General features: G+C 71.1%; 18 protein-coding genes, 1 pseudogene and 1 riboswitch. Of the genes and pseudogenes, 10 read left to right on the top strand and 9 right to left on the bottom strand.

Features of this window, described 5'->3' with window-relative positions; genetic code table 11:
- Positions 1–12 precede the first annotated feature (12 nt).
- From BBH68_RS27115 to BBH68_RS27080, 8 genes are all read right to left on the bottom strand, one after another.
- Complete coding sequence (locus BBH68_RS27115) at positions 13–492, bottom strand: PH domain-containing protein (protein WP_065966280.1); 480 nt, start codon at positions 490–492, stop codon at positions 13–15.
- Positions 493–550: 58 nt separating this feature from the next.
- Positions 551–1,399: an ATP phosphoribosyltransferase gene (hisG, locus tag BBH68_RS27110; protein ID WP_065966278.1), complete on the bottom strand. Its 849-nt coding sequence runs from the start codon at positions 1,397–1,399 to the stop codon at positions 551–553.
- 54 nt (positions 1,400–1,453) lie between these two features.
- Positions 1,454–1,726: a phosphoribosyl-ATP diphosphatase gene (locus tag BBH68_RS27105; protein ID WP_065966389.1), complete on the bottom strand. Its 273-nt coding sequence runs from the start codon at positions 1,724–1,726 to the stop codon at positions 1,454–1,456.
- Positions 1,727–1,762: 36 nt separating this feature from the next.
- Positions 1,763–2,248, bottom strand: coding sequence for a 6,7-dimethyl-8-ribityllumazine synthase (gene ribH / locus BBH68_RS27100; protein ID WP_065966276.1), 486 nt, complete (start codon positions 2,246–2,248; stop codon positions 1,763–1,765).
- A 78-nt stretch (positions 2,249–2,326) separates the two neighbouring features.
- The gene (locus BBH68_RS27095) at positions 2,327–3,628 is read right to left on the bottom strand and encodes a bifunctional 3,4-dihydroxy-2-butanone-4-phosphate synthase/GTP cyclohydrolase II (RefSeq protein WP_065966274.1); all 1,302 of its coding nucleotides are present in this window, start codon (positions 3,626–3,628) and stop codon (positions 2,327–2,329) included.
- A gap of 62 nt (positions 3,629–3,690) precedes the next feature.
- The gene (locus tag BBH68_RS27090) at positions 3,691–4,320 is read right to left on the bottom strand and encodes a riboflavin synthase (protein ID WP_065966272.1); all 630 of its coding nucleotides are present in this window, start codon (positions 4,318–4,320) and stop codon (positions 3,691–3,693) included.
- Positions 4,321–5,448 carry a bifunctional diaminohydroxyphosphoribosylaminopyrimidine deaminase/5-amino-6-(5-phosphoribosylamino)uracil reductase RibD gene (gene ribD / locus BBH68_RS27085; RefSeq protein ID WP_065966270.1) on the bottom strand — a complete coding sequence of 376 codons (1,128 nt, stop codon included), beginning with the start codon at positions 5,446–5,448 and terminating at the stop codon, positions 4,321–4,323.
- A gap of 145 nt (positions 5,449–5,593) precedes the next feature.
- Positions 5,594–5,724, bottom strand: a riboswitch (FMN riboswitch).
- Positions 5,725–5,804: 80 nt separating this feature from the next.
- Positions 5,805–7,010, bottom strand: coding sequence for an ROK family transcriptional regulator (locus BBH68_RS27080; RefSeq protein WP_065966268.1), 1,206 nt, complete (start codon positions 7,008–7,010; stop codon positions 5,805–5,807).
- A 129-nt stretch (positions 7,011–7,139) separates the two neighbouring features.
- On the opposite strand from BBH68_RS27080, the gene BBH68_RS27075 reads away from it, so the two are divergent.
- The 3 genes from BBH68_RS27075 to BBH68_RS27065 all read left to right on the top strand — a co-directional run bounded on the left by BBH68_RS27075 (position 7,140) and on the right by BBH68_RS27065 (position 10,677).
- Positions 7,140–8,378 carry an MFS transporter gene (locus tag BBH68_RS27075; protein ID WP_065966266.1) on the top strand — a complete coding sequence of 413 codons (1,239 nt, stop codon included), beginning with the start codon at positions 7,140–7,142 and terminating at the stop codon, positions 8,376–8,378.
- Positions 8,379–8,449: 71 nt separating this feature from the next.
- A complete protein-coding gene (locus BBH68_RS27070; protein ID WP_065966265.1) occupies positions 8,450–9,157 on the top strand; it encodes an ArsR/SmtB family transcription factor in 708 nt (235 codons plus the stop codon).
- 134 nt (positions 9,158–9,291) lie between these two features.
- Entirely contained in the window at positions 9,292–10,677 is a 1,386-nt protein-coding gene (locus BBH68_RS27065; RefSeq protein ID WP_065966261.1) for a uracil-xanthine permease family protein, read from the top strand.
- A 36-nt stretch (positions 10,678–10,713) separates the two neighbouring features.
- On the opposite strand, the gene BBH68_RS27060 is transcribed toward BBH68_RS27065, so the two are convergent.
- Positions 10,714–11,559 (bottom strand): helix-turn-helix transcriptional regulator, encoded by an 846-nt coding sequence (locus BBH68_RS27060; protein WP_065966256.1) that lies wholly within the window; start codon positions 11,557–11,559, stop codon positions 10,714–10,716.
- A gap of 180 nt (positions 11,560–11,739) precedes the next feature.
- On the opposite strand from BBH68_RS27060, the pseudogene BBH68_RS27055 reads away from it, so the two are divergent.
- From BBH68_RS27055 to BBH68_RS27025, 7 genes and pseudogenes are all read left to right on the top strand, one after another.
- Positions 11,740–12,069 (top strand): annotated as a pseudogene (locus BBH68_RS27055) (DUF5995 family protein); the annotation flags it as partial.
- A 25-nt stretch (positions 12,070–12,094) separates the two neighbouring features.
- A complete protein-coding gene (locus tag BBH68_RS39815) occupies positions 12,095–13,669 on the top strand; it encodes a recombinase family protein (protein WP_076970606.1) in 1,575 nt (524 codons plus the stop codon).
- Between the two features lie 422 nt (positions 13,670–14,091).
- Entirely contained in the window at positions 14,092–14,826 is a 735-nt protein-coding gene (locus tag BBH68_RS27045; protein WP_065966254.1) for a hypothetical protein, read from the top strand.
- 1,221 nt (positions 14,827–16,047) lie between these two features.
- The gene (locus BBH68_RS27040; protein WP_065966253.1) at positions 16,048–16,986 is read left to right on the top strand and encodes a hypothetical protein; all 939 of its coding nucleotides are present in this window, start codon (positions 16,048–16,050) and stop codon (positions 16,984–16,986) included.
- An 11-nt stretch (positions 16,987–16,997) separates the two neighbouring features.
- Positions 16,998–17,357, top strand: a complete 360-nt coding sequence (locus tag BBH68_RS27035) for a hypothetical protein (protein ID WP_065966251.1) — start codon at positions 16,998–17,000, stop codon at positions 17,355–17,357.
- Positions 17,354–17,581, top strand: coding sequence for a hypothetical protein (locus BBH68_RS27030; RefSeq protein ID WP_065966250.1), 228 nt, complete (start codon positions 17,354–17,356; stop codon positions 17,579–17,581). The genes BBH68_RS27035 and BBH68_RS27030 overlap by 4 nt, the downstream gene beginning before the upstream one ends.
- A 2-nt stretch (positions 17,582–17,583) precedes the next feature.
- The gene (locus tag BBH68_RS27025; protein ID WP_483855358.1) at positions 17,584–18,036 is read left to right on the top strand and encodes a phage terminase small subunit; all 453 of its coding nucleotides are present in this window, start codon (positions 17,584–17,586) and stop codon (positions 18,034–18,036) included.
- Positions 18,037–18,872: the final 836 nt, after the last annotated feature.

The raw sequence follows: 18,872 nt of genomic DNA, 5'->3' as shown, positions 1-18,872 counted from the left end.
CGGGGGTCCGGTTCAGTCGCCCGCCCGGCCCGTGCCGTGCGTCTCGGCCAGCGCGCGCAGCGCGCGGGCGTCACCGATGGCGCGGGCCTTGGCGATGCCGGGCTGGATGCCCATCGCGGGCAGGCTGGTGCCGTCGGCGAGATCCAGATAGACCCACGGGTCGCCGGGCCGCAGGTTGACCCGCAGCACCTCCGCCCAGGCCAGCCGGCGCTTGGTGGTCAGGTTGACGACGGTCACCCCCTCGGCGTCGGCGACCACCTTGGGCCGGCTCAGCAGGGCCAGCACGCCGAAGAACAGCAGGCCGGTGAAGATGAAGCTGATCTTCTCCCCGGGGCTCAGCCGCTCCAGGAGCAGTGCCAGCGCCGTGAGGACGGCGACCAGGGCGACCCCCGTGGTCAGCAGGACGGCCCGGGTGCGGGTGGGCCGGAAGGTGACGGGGAGGGCGGGGAGCCCGGCAGGGGGCTGCGCGGGCGCCGAGTCGGAGGCGGGCACGTGGCGTGGGGTCTCTCCGTGAGAGGAACGGGTCTGAGGAGGTGGGGCGGCCGGGCCGTCAGAGGCGGCAGGCGTGGATGCCGGTGGTCAGGATGGCCCGCGCCCCCAGGTCGTACAGCTCGTCCATGATCCGCTGGGCGTCCTTGGCCGGGACCATCGAGCGGACCGCCACCCAGCCCTCGTGGTGCAGCGGGGAGACGGTGGGCGACTCGAGCCCGGGGGTGAGCGCCACCGCCCGCTCCACCTGCTCCACCCGGATGTCGTAGTCCATCATCACGTAGCGCCGGGCCACCAGGACGCCCTGCATCCGGCGGAGGAACTGCTGGACCTTGGGGTCGTCGGCCGGGGCGCCGGTGCGGCGGATGACGACCGCCTCGGACTCCAGGATCGGCTCGCCGATGATCTCCAGCCCGGCGTTGCGCAGGGTGGTGCCGGTCTCGACCACATCCGCGATGATCTCGGCCACGCCGAGCTGGATGGCGGTCTCGACGGCGCCGTCGAGGTGCACGACGGCGGCGTCCACGCCGTTGTCCGCGAGGTGCTTGGTCACCAGGCCCGAGAAGGAGGTGGCGACCGTCATCCCGCCGAACTCGCTGACGTCCTTGGCCGTGCCGGGCCGGGTGGCGTAGCGGAAGGTGGAGCCGGCGAAGCCGAGCTGCATGATCTCCTCGGCCTGGGAGCCGGAGTCCAGCAGCAGGTCACGGCCGGTGATGCCGATGTCGAGGCGGCCGGAGCCGACGTACACGGCGATGTCGCGCGGGCGCAGGAAGAAGAACTCGACGTCGTTGTCGGAGTCGACGAGCACCAGTTCCCTGCGGTCCTTGCGCTGCCGGTAGCCCGCCTCATGGAGCATCGCCGACGCAGGCTCGGACAGTGAACCCTTGTTGGGGACGGCGATGCGCAGCATGAGACCTTTTCCTTACGTCGGCGGTCAGCGAGGTCGGGTGGCGGTGGGGCGTGCTCAGAGGTGGGCGTAGACGTCGTCGAGGGTCAGGCCCCGGGCGACCATCATCACCTGGAGGTGGTAGAGGAGCTGCGAGATCTCCTCGGCGGTCGCCTCGTCGCTCTCGTACTCGGCGGCCATCCACACCTCGGCGGCCTCCTCGACCACCTTCTTGCCGATGGCGTGCACGCCGGACTGCAGCAGTTCGGCGGTGCGGGAGGTGGCGGGGTCGGCCGTGCGGGCCTTGTGCTGAAGCTCGGCGAAGAGCTCCTCGAACGTCTTCTTGGGCATGATGCCCGTCATCCTACTTGTGTCGCGCGACCCGACTCAGCGCCAGGGCTCGGAGACCGAGCGGAGGATGGTGGCGGTGGCCACGGCGGCGGTGACCGCCTCGTGCCCCTTGTCCTCGCTGGATCCCTCGAGGCCGGCCCGGTCCAGGGCCTGCTCCTCGGTGTCGCAGGTCAGCACGCCGAAGCCGACGGGCACCCCGGTGTCCACGCTGACCTGGGTGAGCCCCTGGGTGACGCCCTGGCACACGTAGTCGAAGTGGGGGGTGCCGCCGCGGATGACGACGCCGAGGGCCACGATCGCGTCGTAGCCGCGGCCGGCGAGGACCTTGGCGACCACCGGCAGCTCGAAGCTGCCGGGGACGCGCAGCACGGTCGGCTCGTCGATGCCCAGCTCGCCGAGGGCGCGCAGCGCCCCGTCGACGAGCCCGTCCATCACCTGGGCGTGCCACTGGGCGGCCACCACGGCCACGCGCAGGTCGGCGCAGTTCTCCACGGACAGCTCGGGGGCTCCCTTACCGCTCACGTCTGTGTCTCTCCTTGGTGCGGGTCTTGCCGGGGGTGCGGGTCTTGCTTCGGGGTGGTTCCGGTGCGGGACGGGTGGTCACTGGTTGCCGCAGGCGGACATGGGCTGCGGGTGGCCGGGATCCAGCCACGGCAGGTCGTGGCCCATCCGGTCCCGCTTGGTGCGCAGATAGCGCAGGTTGTGCTCACCGGCCTGGACGGGCATCGGTTCCCGGCCGACGACCCGCAGCCCGTGCCGGACCAGCGCCGCGGTCTTCTCCGGGTTGTTGGTCATCAGGCGCAGAGAGCGCACGCCGAGGTCGGTGAGGATGGAGGCGCCGGCGGCGTAGTCCCGGGCGTCGGCGGGCAGGCCGAGCTCCAGGTTGGCGTCGAGGGTGTCGCGGCCCAGCTCCTGCAGCTCGTACGCGCGCAGTTTGGACAGCAGGCCGATGCCGCGGCCCTCGTGGCCGCGCAGGTAGACCACCACGCCGCGGCCCTCGGCGGTGACCCGCTCCAGGGAGGCGTGCAGCTGGGGGCCGCAGTCGCAGCGCTGGGAGCCGAAGACATCGCCGGTCAGGCACTCGGAGTGGATCCGGACCAGGACGTCCTCGCCGTCGCCGATGTCGCCCTGGACGAGGGCGATGTGCTCGACGCCGTCGGCGGTCGAGCGGTAGCCGTACGCGTGGAAGTCGCCGAAGGCGGTGGGCAGCCGGGTCTCGGCCTCGCGCCGCACGGGGGACTCGGTGGACCTGCGGTAGGCGATCAGGGCCTCGATGGAGATGATCGCCAGACCGTGCCGCCGGGCGAAGGAGACCAGCTGCGGCAGGCGGAGCATGGTGCCGTCCTCGCCGGCGATCTCCACGATCGCGGCGGCCGGGCGCAGCCCCGCCAGCTTGGCGAGGTCCACGCCGGCCTCGGTGTGGCCGTCGCGGGTGAACACGCCGCCGGGGCGGGCGCGCAGCGGGAAGACGTGTCCGGGGCGAGCGAAGTCGCCGGGGGCGCTGTGCGGGTCGGCGAGCAGGCGCAGGGTGGTGGCCCGGTCGGCGGCGGAGATGCCGGTGCCGACGCCGTGCTCGGCGGTGGCGTCGACCGAGACGGTGAAGGCGGTGCGCATGGACTCGGAGTTCTCCGCCACCATCTGCGGCAGCCGCAGCCGGTCGAGGTCGTCGCCCTCCAGGGTGGCGCAGATCAGGCCGCGGCACTCGCGCATCATGAAGGCGACGATCTCGGGGGTGGCCTTCTCGGCGGCGATGACGAGGTCGCCCTCGTTCTCCCGGTCCTCGTCGTCGACGACCACGACGGGCCGTCCGGCGGCGATCTCGGCGATCGCCCGCTCGACGGTGTCGAGCGCCAGCTCGTCGGGCCAGTCGGCCGCGCTCCGCACGCTCTGCAACGGGGTCATGTGTCGCTTCCTGGCGTCCCCGCCGCCTTTCACGGGTGCCTCGGCGTCGCTTGCGGGGGCGGTCATGCGAGGGCCTCCTCGTCGGTGGCGGTCAGCGGGCGGGCGTCCTTCCCCAGCAGCCGCTCGACGTATTTGGCGAGCACGTCCACTTCGAGGTTGACCGGGTCGCCGGGCTGCTTGACGCCGAGGGTGGTCAGGGCGAGGGTCGTCGGGATGAGGCTGACGGTGAAGTAGTCCGGGCCCGCGTCGACCACGGTCAGGCTGATGCCGTCGACCGTGATGGAGCCCTTCTCGACGACGTAGCGGCTGAGGTCGGCGGGGAGCGAGATCGTGACGATCTCCCAGTGCTCGGAGGGCTTGCGCTCGACGATGGTGCCGGTGCCGTCGACGTGGCCCTGCACCAGATGACCGCCCAGGCGCCCGCCGAGCGCCATGGGGCGCTCCAGGTTGACGCGGGAGCCGACGGCGAGGGCGCCGAGGCTGGAGCGGTTCAGGGTCTCGGCCATGACGTCGGCGGAGAACCGGCCGTCCTCGAGGTCGACGACGGTGAGGCAGACGCCGTTGACGGCGATCGAGTCGCCGTGCTTGGCGCCTTCGGTGACGACGGGGCCGCTGACCAGGAAGCGGGACGCGTCGCCGAGGTTCTCGACGGCGACGATCTCACCCAGTTCTTCGACGATTCCGGTGAACACTCAGCTCTCCTCGGAGACGGTGGGGTTGGGGACGGCGGGGGCGGCGGACGGTTCGGGGGCGGCGGTGACGCGCAGGTCGGGGCCGAGCCGCAGGACATCGGTCACCGTCAGGCGCAGCGCCTGCGTGATGGTGGTGATTCCCGCGTCGGCGAGGGCGGGGGCGCCCGCGCCGAGCAGGACGGGGGCCAGGTAGCCGACGACCTTGTCGACGGCGCGGGCGGCGAGGAACGCCCCGGCGAGGGTGGGGCCGCCCTCCAGCAGGACCGAGCGGACCCCGCGCGAGAGCAGCTCGTCGAGCACGGCGGGGATGTGCAGGCCCCGCCCGCCGGCGGCGCGCGGCAGCCGGACGGTGTCGGCGCCCGGCAGCCGGGGGGCGGCCACGTCCTCGGCGACGGCGATCAGCGTGGGGGCCGTGCCGTCCAGGACCCGGGCGCCCGGGGCGATCGTGGCGTCGCTGTCGAGCACGACGCGCAGCGGCTGGCGGACGCCCTCCGCGCCGCGCGCGGCGAGGTGAGGGTCGTCGGCGCGCAGGGTGCCGGAGCCGACGACGACGGCGTCCGCCTCGGCGCGCAGCCGGTGCACATCGGCCCGGGAGGCGGCGGAGGTGATCCAGCGGCTGGTGCCGTCGGCGGCCGCGCTGCGCCCGTCGAGGGTCGCGGCGTACTTCCACAGCACGAAGGGGCGGCCGTGCCGTACGGAGGTCAGCCAGGCCTCGTTGACCGCCGTGGCCTCCTCGGCGAGCAGGCCGCTCTCGACGGCGGTCCCGGCGGCGGCCAGGGTGGCGGCCCCGCCCGCGGCCCCGTCGGTGGGGTCGGCGACGGCGTAGACGACGCGGGCGATCCCGGCCTCCAGCAGGGCCTGGGCGCAGGGGCCGGTGCGGCCGGTGTGGTTGCAGGGCTCCAGGGTGACGACGGCGGTGCCGCCGCGGGCCCGCTCACCGGCGTCCCGCAGGGCGTGGACCTCGGCGTGCGGGCCGCCGGCCCGCTGGTGCCAGCCCTCGCCCGCGACCCGGCCGTCGGCGTCGAGGATCACGCAGCCGACGACGGGGTTGGGGCTGGTGTGGCCGAGGCCCCGGGCGGCGAGCGCCACGGCACGGCGCATCGCTTCGGCTTCGGCTGCGGTGGCCACCGGGTCCTCCTGCCTCTTCGGGCACGGACTCCGGGGCTGTCGAGATGACAGAAGCGGAAAGACGACACCGGGGGACGCCTGGGCCGGGATACGGTCCGCCGTGAGGGCGGGCCGCCGACGGCGGCGCACCGGTGCTCTGCTCCCGCCGCGCACTGCCTCCCATCCGGACTTTCACCGTCGGTCCAGGAATTTCACCTGGTCAACCGACCGCTGGCGGCGGACGGGTCGCGGACTGTAACCGCCGGTTCGGATTTTCACCGACCCCGGAGTGCGCTGACGTCACTGGTACGGCCCCAGTGTGCCACGGGACCTCGGCACTGCTGGAGCCCGGGGAGTGTGGCCTGCCTCACCCGCCGCTAAGCGGCGCCGAACAGCTGGTTCTGGGCGGCGTCCAGGGCGGTCAGCACCGCGCCGCGCAGCACCCCGCCGCCGCCCACCACCCCCGCCCGCACCTGGGTGCGCAGCGGGGACAGCCGCCGCAGCCGGTCCTCGACGCGGCGCGCGAGCGCCGTGCCCCCGGCCCGGCCCATCTCCCCGCCGAGGACCACACAGCCCGGGTCCAGCACCGCGCACACCGCGGCCGCCCCCACCGCGATCCGGCCCGCGAGCGCGTCCAGGAACGGCTCGCCCCGCTCCCCCGCCTCCACCGCTCCCCGTACCGCCGCCTCCGCCGCGGGCGCGTCGTCCGCCGCGTCGGCCGGCATCCCCAGCTCACGGGCGAGCGCACCGACCGCGGGGCTGCTGACCAGCGAGTGGAAGCCGCCGTCGCAGCCGGTCGCGGAGGGCAGCCCGGCCGTCCCCGGCACGGGCATGAAGCCGATCTCCCCGGTCCCGCCGGACGCTCCGCGCCGCAGCTCCCGGTCCAGCACGACGGCCGCGCCGACGCCGTGGCCGAGCCACAGCAGGACGAAGGTGTCCCGGTCGCGGACCACGCCGAGCCGCTGTTCGGCGACGGCGGCCAGATTGACCTCGTTCTCCAGCAGCACCGGCGCCCCGAAGGCGCCCTGCAGGGCGGTGCTCAGCTCCCGGTGCCAGCGGGGGAGCGCCTCGGTGGCGGCCAGTTCGCCGGTCGCCGGGTCGACGAGCCCGGGGGCGCCGACGCCGATGTGGTGCAGCCGCTCGGCCCCCGCCTTCCGGGCTGTGCGCCGCACCAGGTCGACCGTGGCCTCGGCGGCCCGCGCGGGCTCGGCGTCGGCAGCGACCGGAAGCGATGCCTCGGCGTGGATGTGCCCCAGCAGATCGGCCACGCAGACGGCAACGCTGCGCGCGCGGACGTCCACGCCCGCGACATGGGCGCTGTCGGCGACGATGCCGTAGACCCGGGCGTTGGGCCCCCGGCGGTCGGCGCCCGTCTCCCCCACGACCGCGATCAGCCCGGCGCCCCGCAGCCGCTCGACGAGGTCCGCGATGGTGGGCCGGGACAGCCCGGTCAGGGACTTGAGCTGGCCGGCGGTCAGCGGCCCCTCGTCCTTGAGGAGGTGCAGGGCGAGGCGGTCGTTGATGGCCCGCGCCGTGCGTGGGGAGGCGGTACGGCCCGCCAGGGGCACGCGCGTCGACGTCATGGGCGGGATCCTTTCACCAGGCGCCGCTCATTCGGACCAGAGGCGCCGCTCCTTCGGACCCTATCTATCAGGGACCCTTCCTGATAGTTTCCGTGGCGGATCGTGTCTCCGGGAGGATGGGCAGCGGACATGGACGGCACCGCGGAGGCGCGGGAGATCGGGCAGCGGAAAGAGGTCCGCAGGGCGCGGGTGGCCGTGGCGGTCGTGTTCGCCGTGCACGGCGCGGTCACCGGCAACTTCGCCACCCGCGTCCCCTGGATCCAGGAGCACTTAGACCTCAGCGCGGGCCTGCTCGGCCTCGCGCTGGTCTTCCCCGCGCTCGGCGCCTCCGTCACGATGCCCCTGGCGGGGCGGGTCAGCCACCGCTTCGGCGCCCGCGCCGCGCTGCGCGGGCTGATCGCGCTGTGGTGCCTGTCGCTGGCGCTGCCCCCGCTCGCGCCCGGCCTGGTCTGGCTGTGCGGCGCGCTGTTCGTCTACGGCGCCTCAGCGGGGATGGCCGATGTCGCCATGAACGCCCTCGGCGTGGAGGTCGAGAGCCGCCTGGGCCGCTCCATCATGTCGGGCCTGCACGGCATGTGGAGCGTCGGAGCGCTCCTCGGCTCGGCGGCCGGCACGCTCGCCGCCCACGCCGACGCCGACGCCCGGCTGCACCTGGGCCTCGCCGCCGCCGTGCTCACCGTGATCGGCGCGGTCGTCTGCCACTGGGTGCTCGACCTGCGCAGCGACCCGGAGGAGCACCCGCCGCCCCGCTTCGCCCTGCCGCCCCGCTCCGCGCTGATCATCGGCGCGGTCGGCTTCTGCGCGGTGTTCGCCGAGGGGGCGAGCCTGGACTGGTCGGCGGTCTATCTGCGGGACGTCCTGGACTCCTCCCCCGCCGTCGCCGCCGCCTGCACCACGGCCTTCTCCTGCACGATGGCCGCCGCCCGGCTCGTCGGCGACGCGGCGGTGGGCCGCTTCGGCGCGGTGCGCACCGTACGCGCGGGCGGTGTGCTGTCCACGGTGGGCGGCCTGCTGGTCGTGACGGCCACCGGGCCCGCCCTGGCCATCACCGGATTCGGCCTGCTGGGCCTCGGGATCGCGGTGGTCGTCCCGCTCGCCTTCGCGGCGGCCGGGCGCAGCGGCCCGGCCCCCAGCCAGGCGATCGCTGGCGTCGCGACGATCACGTACACGTCGGGGCTGATCGCCCCCGCCGCGATGGGGTCGATCGCCGACCTGACCTCGCTGACGGCCTCGTTCGGGGTGGTGACGGTGCTGGCGCTGGGGCTGGTGGTGGGGGCGGGCGTGCTGCGCGGCTCGTCGCCGGGGCAGCCGGGGACGGCCCCCGGGGGCCCCGCCGATGTGACGGCCCCGAGCTCGACGCCCCGCTGAGGCCCCGCGTTCGCGCCCCGCCCCCGACGGTTCGGCCGGGGCCGAACCACCGGGGGCGGATGATGGATGGCATGACGCAGTCCCAGCCCAACGGCCCACAGCTCGCCCGGCTCGCCGCGCTGCTCGCCGACGAGACCCGCGCCTCGTTCTGTCTGGCGCTGCTCGACGGGCGGGCCTGGACCGCCGGGGAGCTGGCGCGGCTGGCGGGGGTGGCCGCGTCGACCGCGAGCGAGCATCTGAGCAGGCTGGTCGCCGGCGGCCTGCTGGCGGAGGAGCGGCAGGGCAGGCATCGCTACGTACGGCTGGCGGGGCCCCAGGTCGCCCAGCTCATCGAGGACCTGTCGGGCCACGCCGCCCCGCCCCCGGCGCCCCGGACGCTGCGCGCCGCCGGCGCCGGTGAGGCCATGGCGCGCGCCCGCACCTGCTACGACCACCTGGCCGGGCGGCTCGGCACGGCGATCACCGACGCCATGCTGGAGCGCGGGCTGCTGGAGGGCACGACGGGGTTCGCGCTCACCGAGGCGGGCGTGGACTGGTTCGGGCGGCTCGGCGTGGACCTGGCGAGCGCCCCTCGGGGCCGCCGGCCGATGGCGCGCAGTTGTCTGGACTGGACCGAGCGCAGACCGCATCTGGCGGGGGTGGCGGGGGCCGCGCTGTGCCGGCACGCGCTGGACGCGGGGTGGTGCGTACGGATCGGCACCCAGCGGGCGCTGCGGGTGAGCGAGGAGGGGCGGCGGGCGCTGAGCGGCCTGCTGGGCGTGCGGACCGCTGACCTCTAGCCACGGTCTTCACCCCCGGTCTTCACCCGCGATCTCTGGCACGCTCTTCGGTCAGGATCTTTAGAGGGATGAAACACATTTTCGACCCACTAACATTGCTGCGATCCCCCTGAGCAATGAAGTGGAGCACAACCATGGGCCTCGGCGTGCGCTGGACCCTGCACGGAGACGGGCGCACGCCCGCCCCCGGAGCCGTCGTCAAGCCGGATGAGCGGCTCTCCTGGCCCCGTACGGTGGGGCTGGGCGCGCAGCACGTGGTGGCGATGTTCGGGGCGAGCTTCGTCGCCCCGGTGCTCATGGGGCTCGACCCCAACCTCGCGATCATGATGTCCGGGGTCGCGACCGTGCTGTTCCTGCTGGCGACCCGCGGCCGGGTGCCCAGCTATCTGGGGTGCAGCCTCTCCTTCGTCGGCGTGGCCGCCGTGATCAGGGCGCAGGGCGGCGGCAGCGCCGCCGTCACCGGCGCGATCCTGGTGGTCGGCGTGGTGCTGTTCCTGAGCGGCCTGGCGGTGCGCACCTTCGGCGCGGGCATCATCCACGCGGCGATGCCGCCGGTGGTCACGGGCGCGGTCGTCATGCTGATCGGCTTCAACCTGGCGCCGGTGACCGCCCACACGTACTGGCCCGCCGACCAGTGGACCGCGCTGCTGACCATGCTCTTCACCGGGCTGGCCGTGGTCTGTCTGCGCGGCTTCTGGTCGCGCATCGCGATCTTCCTGGGCCTGGTCTTCGGATACGCGATCTCCTGGCTCTTCGACCGCGCCTTCGGCAAGATCCACTCACTGGACGGCAGCGGGCGGATCACCGACCACTGGCGGCTCGACCTGTCAGCGGTCTCCAAGGCGGACTGGATCGGCCTGCCCTCCGTGCACGCGCCCAGCTTCCACTGGTCGGCCGTCCTGGTCGCCCTGCCGGTCGTCATCGCGCTGATCGCCGAGAACGCCGGGCATGTGAAGGCCGTCGGCGAGATGACCGGCGACCCGCTCGACGACACCCTGGGCACCGCGATCGCGGCGGACGGCGCGGCCACCGTGCTCTCCACGGCGGTCGGCGGCCCGGCCAACACCACGTACTCCGAGAACATCGGCGTGATGGCGGCCTCCCGGGTCTACTCCACCGCCGCCTACTGGGCCGCGGCCGGCTTCGCCCTCCTCTTCGGGCTGTGCCCCAAGTTCGGCGCGGTCGTCGCGGCGATCCCCGGCGGTGTGCTGGGCGGCATCACGGTCATCCTGTACGGCATGATCGGGCTGCTCGGCGCCCAGATCTGGGTGCACAACAAGGTGGACCTGCGCAATCCGCTCAACCTGGTGCCGGTGGCGGCCGGTGTGGTCATCGGCGTCGGCGGAGTGAGCCTCAAGGTCGGCGACAACTTCGAGCTCAGCGGGATCGCCCTGGGCACGGTCGTCGTGCTCAGCGGCTACCACCTGCTGCGCGCGCTGGCCCCGGCCCATATGAAGCGCGAGGAGCCGCTGCTGGACGCGGGCACCAGTACGTACGACGACGAGGCCCGGCGGCCCTGAGCGGCCCCGACCCGGCGGCCCCGGCCCGGCGCCGCCTCACGCCCGCGCCGTGAGGTCCTGCACCCCCACCACGCGCAGCAGCTCCAGCCGCTCGGCGGACTCGCTGCCCGGGCGGGCCGAGTGGACGGTGAGCCGCTGCCCGTGCTCGGCGTCCACCAGCACCTCGCGCTCCAGCTCCAGCGGCCCCACCACCGGGTGCAGGAAGCGCTCGACCGCCGGGCGCCGCGCGGTGTCGCGTGGTCCCTCCCACAGCGCGGCGAACTCCTCGCTCACCGCCCGCAGCTCGGCCACGAGCCCGGCCGGCCCCGGGTCGCCGGGGCGGGCGGCGAGCGCGGCCCGCAGGTCGGCGACATGGCGCCGGGCGCGCTCCGCGTGGTCCTCGGCCGGGAAGAGCCGACGGGCGCGCGGGTCGGTGAAGTACTCCCGCACGAGGTTGCGCCGCCCCGGCGGCCGGGCCCCGACATCGCCGACCAGGGCGGCGGCCATCGCGTTCTGCGCCAGCACCTCGCCCCAGTCGCCGCACACCTGGGCCGGGGTGTCGTACAGCCGGTCCAGGACCCGCAGCAGTCCGGGCCGCACATGCCCGGCGGCGGACCGGTCGCGCGGCGGCCCCTCCCCCGCCAGCCGGAAGAGGTGGTCCCGCTCGTCGTCGGTCAGCCGCAGCGCGCGGGCCAGCGCGGTCAGCATCCGCCGGGAGGGGCGCGCGCCACGGGCCTGCTCCAGCCGCGTGTAGTAGTCGGTGGACATCCCGCCGAGCCGGGCCACCTCCTCGCGGCGCAGCCCGGGGGTGCGGCGGCGCGCCCCGGGGTCGAGCCCGACGTCGGCGGGCGAGAGCCGGGTGCGGCAGTGGCGGAGGAAGTCGGCGAGTCGAGTGCGGTCCACGCCCCAAGGGTGGCCGGTGCCCGGCTCCACAACCAGGGTCTGCCGATCCCCGGATCGGCGGTGCCCGGCCGGCTGTCCTCTCCGTCTTCTCCGTCCGCTGCGGAGCCGTGTTAGTCCGTTTCGGGGAAGGCGGCGGCGAACGGCCGGACGCGCCGGGCTCCGGCTGCGACTCTTGCGTCCATGACGACGTCGGCCGAGCGGCTCGCGCCGCGGACCGTGGAGGGTGTCGTGGCGCGGATGCGCGCGCTCGGCGCCGCGCTGCCGCCCCGGGACGGGGTGGCGGTCTTCAACCGGGTGTATCTGGCGGTCACCGAGGAGGTGGGCCGCCGGATCGGCGACGGGTCCTTCCAGGACCCGGCCGCGACCGAGGACCTGGACGTGCGCTTCGCCGCCCGCTATCTGGCGGCGGTCGACGCGGTGGCGGCGGGCCGGCGGCCGCCCGCCTGCTGGCGGCCGCTGTTCCAACTGCGGCGCCATCCGGCGGTCCGGCCGCTGCAGTTCGCGCTGGCGAGGTGTGGGAACTAACGTCACATCCATGGCACACAGCAGCGTCCCCGCGACGTTCACCGGGCGCCCTCGCGTAGTTGGGGCAATCCGCATCAGCCGCTACACCGATGCGTCTACATCACCTGAGGTCCAACAGGAGGCCATCGAAGTAGTCAACGACCGACTTGGCGGAAGGGTCGTCGGGTGGGCACGCGATCCTGACGTCTCAGCACTGAAGACGACTCCATGGGAGCGAGAGGAACTGGCCTACTGGCTTGACCGGCCGGAGGACTGGGACGTCATGGCCTGGCAGCGCATTGACCGGGCTGTCCGATCCATGGGCGACATGGTTGATCTCGGTAGATATGCCAAGCGCCACGGGAAGCGCTTAGTCTTCGCCAGCGGGCCCGGGGGCGGAGTGCTGGAATTGGACTTCACTTCCCCCATGTCAGAGCTGATCATGTTGATTCTCGCCTTCGCCGCACAGCTCGAAGGACAGACAATCCTGGAGCGAAACCAGGGCGCAGCCAAGCACCTCCAGTCGCTTGGAAGGTGGCCCGGCGGCCCCATCCCGTACGGCTTCCAACCGGTACGAAAGACGTTTGCCGACGGAAAAGAGGGCTGGTGGCTTGGAGAGCACCATCCAACCGCGAAGATCCGTCGAGCGGCAATTGCCCGCTTCATTGCAGGTAAGAGCTACAGCGCCGTCACGGCGTGGCTAAACGACACTAAGGCTGTCACACCAGCAAATCACCGAGCGCGCTTGATGAAGCGCACCGAGAATCCGCAAAGCAGCTGGACAGAGACAACAGTGCGGTCGATGCTGCTGTCTCCGATAGTCCGGGGTTACCTCGTCAAGAAGGACGGGACAGTACTGCGCAACTCTGATGGCTCCCCCATCATGCAGGGTGTAGCACTGATCGATGATTCGACGTGGCACAAGATCAAAGAGGCTGAGGCAGCCAGGGCAAACCCCAAACTCTCCGCACCTCGCCGAAAGGACGCACACGACCTCTTGGGCGTACTGCTTTGCGGTGTATGCGACCACAACATGCACACTGCCGTGGCGACCAATCGAGACGGATCAAGGCGGCATACTTTCACCTGCAACAGCAAAGCACACAACGACGGCGAGCCGTACCCAGCAGTCAAACAACAGGAAACCATCGACTACGTGGACAAAGAATTCCGCGAGCGCTTTGGCATGTTCCGGCGCACTCAGGTGGTCCGCGTAGCAGGCGTGGACAACCGCCCCGAAATTGCAGAGCTTGAGGAAACCGTCAAGGAGTTGTCGACGCGTCTGACTACGCTCCGCGGAACTGCCGCTGATGCTGTTGCTTCGCAACTTCAAGGCGTGTCGGACCGATTGGACGCACTCCGCATAAAGCCCATCGTCCCCCCGCACATCGAAGAAATTGAGCTTGACACAACTTGGGGGGAGGACTGGGACAAGGCTGACGCCGCCGGCCGCAGGGAAATACTGCTAGATCTGAACGTTCGCGTTTCTGTCGGCGCGCCCACGGGGTGGCGTCGCCCCGTCAGCGAGCGGTTGACGTTCGAAATTCGCCGCCCCGACCCCGAAGCCGATGCCCTGATGGAAGCGGCGCATCAAGCGAATCTGTGACCAGCCAGGAACGCAGCAACGGCCCCCGTCGGCAGCATGGCGGGGGCCGTTCGCGTGCGTGGCTCAGGGCGTTGACCACGGGCCGGCTGGCGGGCGCTCAGGCAACTGTGCGCCGGGACGCTGGACGAACCACTCCATGTATCGACGCAGCACAGCGGAACGGTCGCTGCCTGTCTCTGCTGTGGCGGCCTCGAAGTCGTCCCACAGCTTCTGATCGATGCCGCGCAGACCGCGAACGGGGTTCTTGTGTTGACTGGGCATGGGGATAGCTTGCCAGGGTGGTTGACCACCTGTCGAGCCTGTGTCAGCCTATGGGTGGTCAACCACCCGTGACCGGGGGATACGAGCCCGGTCACAACGTAGGCCCCGATGCATCTTGGCGGATACCGGGGCCTACGGCACTCACAGAAACGAGTACGCCCATGTTCTCACAGATCACCATTCTCGGTGCGGACATCCGTCCCGGCGACGTCATCAGCCGTCTTCCCGGGGTCCCCGTCGCCTCCGGGGCCGACGTCGACCCGCGTTATCCGCACTCGCGGACGCTGACGATGGCGGACGGCTCTCTGTACTTCTGCGACCCGCAGCAGACGTACACGATCGCCCGGCCGACTGAGCCCGTGGCACCTGTGGACGCGCCCCGAATGCTTGTCGTTGGCCCCGTCGCCGACGACGACGAGCGCGCAGACCTGACGATGTTCGCGAAGGATGTCTCCGCCGAACTCGGCTGCTCGGCCACCGTGGCTGACTCGCTGGACTTCGACGTCAGGGAGTTCGTGGCCGTCGTCGTAGACCAGGACTACCTGAGCAGCGTCACGGCGTCTGTCCTGTGGATCGAGGCTGTGGAGGCTGGCGTCCCCGTCATCGAGCCGCAAGCGCCCGCTCTGGCTGCCCGGTGCGACGCGTGCTCTCAGCTTCAGACGATCACGACCGTCCGAGACACGTCGGGCGGGATCACCGAGGTTTTGTGCGCTACGTGCGACGGGCGGGCCCCCGGCTGCTGCTCCTGGTGCCTCGAAGAGGGCCCGACGGCCCCCGTTCATGACGGTGCCGGTACGTGGGCCCCGCTGTGCAAGTGGTGCGCCAAGGAGTGCAAGCGGCGCGCCCGACGTGGGGCGGGAGGACGCCGTCCCGTGGCGGCGGGATGCGCTGCCTGACGGTAACTAACAGAGCGTGACACTCGGGCCCCGGGCCGCTTCGGCGGGCGGGGCTCGGTCGCGTCTCCGGGCGCCTCGTCGACGTCGTCCGACGGCCCGTGCAATGAAGTGGACGTTCTTGATCCGCTTATGATTCGGACATCTAGGACATGTGGCCGTCGGTGAGCGTCAGAGTGGCCAAACCTCCGGGTCAGTTTGACCCGCCTTCATCGGCTTCATCGTCGCAGGCCAGCGGCCTATGGAGTCTTCTTTGAGCCTTAGCAGGGTCAAACTAACCCCTATTTTCTACTCTCTCTAACACGCGTTAGGAAGAGTTAAAACTAGGCGTCTATTTTGACACTCTGACCCTCAGTCTGACCCTAGCCCCGTGGAGGACGCGCCGTCGTCGACGTGGAGAGGCTGACGGAGGACGCGCGGAGGGGTGGCCCCCTGGGGACGCCCAGGAAGGCTCCTGAGGGCCGTTCGAGGTTCCCGGTGCCTCCTTGTGCGTCGGGGCCGAGAAAGGGCGCGAGAGGGGCGTTTATGGCTTTGTCGCGCTAAGTGATCGGGAGGCGTGGCCGGCGAGTGCCACTGCATAACGCTTCCATCACGGATTAACGGGCAAATCGCCCGTCTCTTCAAAATGGCGAGATGGCTGACCCATAACCTGTAGTGGAAGGAGCTGTTCTCTCGCGTTCTCTTCCGCGGGACAGCCCTATCGCGGGTGCGTCACCTCTCCGCTGCCCGCTCCGGCCCGCTTCATAGAAGCAACGTCGACGGCTGCGTGTTCCTCTCCTCCACGCGCCTCCGTTCCGCTCCGGCGCGGGCCTAAGACTTCACTTTCGAGCCGCTGATACAGCGGCTCCTTTTTGTCGCGCCACTTCCTACAAGACCATGCCACCACAAGGAGCCATCAGGAGCCCCGCTATGACGCCGACGAAGACATGCCGACGCTGCCGACGTGATCTGCCCCGGAACGTACTGCACTTCTACAAGGCGGCCGACCACGCCGACGGGTTGCGTACCGCGTGCATCCCGTGCACTCGGGAGGAGGCGAAAGAGCGCTACGACGCCGACCCTCAGCGCGTGCTCCAGCGCAAGCGAGAGCGACGCATGGAGCGGGCAACGGCCTTGGCATCGTCGCCACAGTGGAACGTCGCTTAGGCGGCCGTGCAAACCCCTTCACGGGCCCCTGCCGGATTCACGGCACGGGGCCTTTGTTATTTCTGAGAGGCAGAAACTATGCGAGACACAGACAACGTCGAGCTTCGAGCGGCGTGGGCGACAGTCCCCGACGTCGCGAAGGCCGAAGATCGACATGCGGCGATCCTCGAATTGAAGCGAGCGTTCAAGCGCCCCGCTGATCCTGAGCGTGCTCGTCGTGAAGTCATCGACGATGCGATTGCTTCCTTCCGGGTTTCCGGGAAGTGGCCTGCGGATCTCGGCTCGCGCGCGGCGAAGGCGTATTTCGAAGCGCTCGAAGGCCAGTCGGAGTATATCGCCCTGGTGGAGGGGGAGCGGCTGCTGAAGCACGAGAAGGAAGATCTCCGCGACACCCTGTCGGACGACGCCCTTGCCTATCTCGGCCGACGTCTGGCGGACGTACTGAGCGACGCCAAGACCGCCGGAGCGGCCCTGGACGGCGTCAGGAACGCCGACGAGGCGATTCAGGCCGGCGGGGGCGCGCTTGAGGCGTTCCGGACCCTTACAGCGCTGCTGAAGGACTTCGAGAACATCAGGGCCGCTCAGTGGTCCGTACTCACTTCGGTAGCCGACGAGGACACCCGGGCGAAGCTGCGGAACTGGAAGCGCCAGGGGCACGGGGAAGTCGCGGGGTTCCGTCCTGACGACGTGCCCCCGTTCGCTCTGGAGGCCATGCAGACGCAGCGCTACACCGTGCCCTACCTCGTGTGGGCGGCCAACATCGGGACGAGCTACGTCCCCGCGTCGCTGGACGATCTGGAGGCCGACGTCAGCGCAGCGACTGAGCCCACGGCCTACGACGACAGCGGGCCCATCCGGGACTTCTCGCCGATCGAAGTGCCCATCCCCGACGCCCCCGAGGCGAAGAGGTACGCCCACTCCCGCCCGGCTCACCTCGACCACAGCACGCCCGCGCCCCGGCCCATCAAGCCGAACGCCACGCCAGGGGATCCGGCGCCACTGACCTACACCTACTGAGAGGAACACTCGTGGAACCCACCACAGAACAGGAGCTTGCGCAGACACGCGCCGAGCTTGCCCGTCTCCGCGCTGGCCTGGCGGCCGGCCTGACTCCCGACCAGTCCACGCGGCTCCAGGGCAGCACTCCGGAGGAACTGAAGGCGGACGCGAAGGCGTTCGCCGCTGAGCTTGGCGCCGGGGCACCCGCGGGCAACCAGAGCGGCGGCCCCCGCGGGGGCGACGTCGACGCCCCGACCGGTGTTGCTGCGGGCGCTGCTGCGTATCAGCGCAAGCATCCGAAGCGTGAGCCCCGCCCGGCACCGACTGAGGCCGAGCAGCGGCGCAACCCCTTCCAGACCGCCACCTACAACATGGAGAGCAGCCGATGAACACCAGCGACGCCGTACAGGCGATCAAGAACCGGGCGCTTGCTCTCAACGGTCAGTCGGCCGTCGTCAACCTCGTCGGTGGCCAGACCCTGACGGGGACGCTGACCTACGCAACGATCGCGGGACAGTGGGGAACAACCTACCCGGACGCGCTCACCGTGACGGTCACCAGCAAGGCGCACGTGGTGCGTATCGACCACGTGAGCAGCATCGGGCAGGGCTGACGATGGTTGCCCCCGGTCCCCGACAGGACCCTTCACGGCCCTACAGTCGCGCGCACAGGGGGCAGGGACGAAGCGCTCCCAGCGTCGTCGTTCTTCCGCTCTCAGGCTGCGACGAGGATGCGCCACCGATGCCGACAGGGCGAGTGTGGAGCGATGCCGAACAGCAGATGTGGGCAAGCCTTTGGGAGAGCCCACAAGCCACGCAGTGGGACGACTCCTATGTGCCGATCGTGGCGTTGTACGTGCAGGTTGTATGCCAGTCCCTCTCAGGTCGTGCGACGGCTGGACTGGCGCAGGAAGCACGACACTTGGCCGATCATCTTGGGTTGTCGCCGGCAGGGTTGAAGACCCTTGGATGGGTGATCGAGAGCGTGGACACCGCGACAGGTGTGATCCACGCGTTGCCCAGCGTCGTGCCCGACGTCGACGAGCGACGCGCACGGCTCACGTCGTGAGCACTCGACGAGCGGCACGGCTCGCACGGCGGCAGGTACAGGTGACGTCACCCCGAGCCGACGAGGCACCAGCGGAGCTGACGAGGTGCTTCGTGGACGAGTGGACAAGCGTCGCCGATGGCCTGAACGACGCCGACCGAACCGTGACTGCCTGGAGTCGCTGGCGACGTGCCAGACGGGCGTACGCGGACGCGTGCGGCGTGACGCTGCTGGAGGCGTTCGGCTGCGTCAGCCGTGGCGTTGCTGGCTGGAGCCGCCCAGAGTGATCAAGCTCTGACCTGCGAATACCCCAGGCATCCAACCCCGGTCGATCATCACGCTGACCGAAGAGGTGCTGGGCGACGCTGTCCGGCAACCGGCTAGAGGTCGAATCTGAGGGCCCGCCAGGGGCCCTCAGTGGCCGTTCTGACGTCCTATCGGCGCCCTCGACGCCTCAAATGCCTCCCAATGTGCCGACAGGGCGGAAGGTGGCGACGGCCGATGGAGTCTATTAAAGCGCAGGTAAAGTGCCAGCTCAGAGCGGGTGTAACCGTTCCATGAGCGGTACATGCAACTAACTCAGTGCCCTCGTCCTGGTGGACGGGGGCACTGTCGTTTCCCGACTTCTGGAGAGGCCATGTCGATTCACCACCAGCCGCAGCCGTGCAAGCGGCCCGGCTGCAACTTCCCTCGTCGGTACACGCAGTCCCCGACTCAGGGATACCGACGTCGCCAGCATTGTGGCGGCCCGTGCTGGGTGTGGTGCGCGAGAGCGCGAAAGGTAGCCGCCAGCAGCGGCCCAGAGGCAGAGCGAGAGGCGGCCGAACTACTGCGCCTGAGTGACCTCTTGGACGCCC

Origin of the sequence: Streptomyces sparsogenes, from assembly GCF_001704635.1 — a bacterium.
GTDB lineage: Bacteria > Actinomycetota > Actinomycetes > Streptomycetales > Streptomycetaceae > Streptomyces > Streptomyces sparsogenes.
The sequence above is the reverse complement of the archived record's forward strand: the minus strand, read 5'-3'. Positions and strand labels throughout refer to the sequence as shown.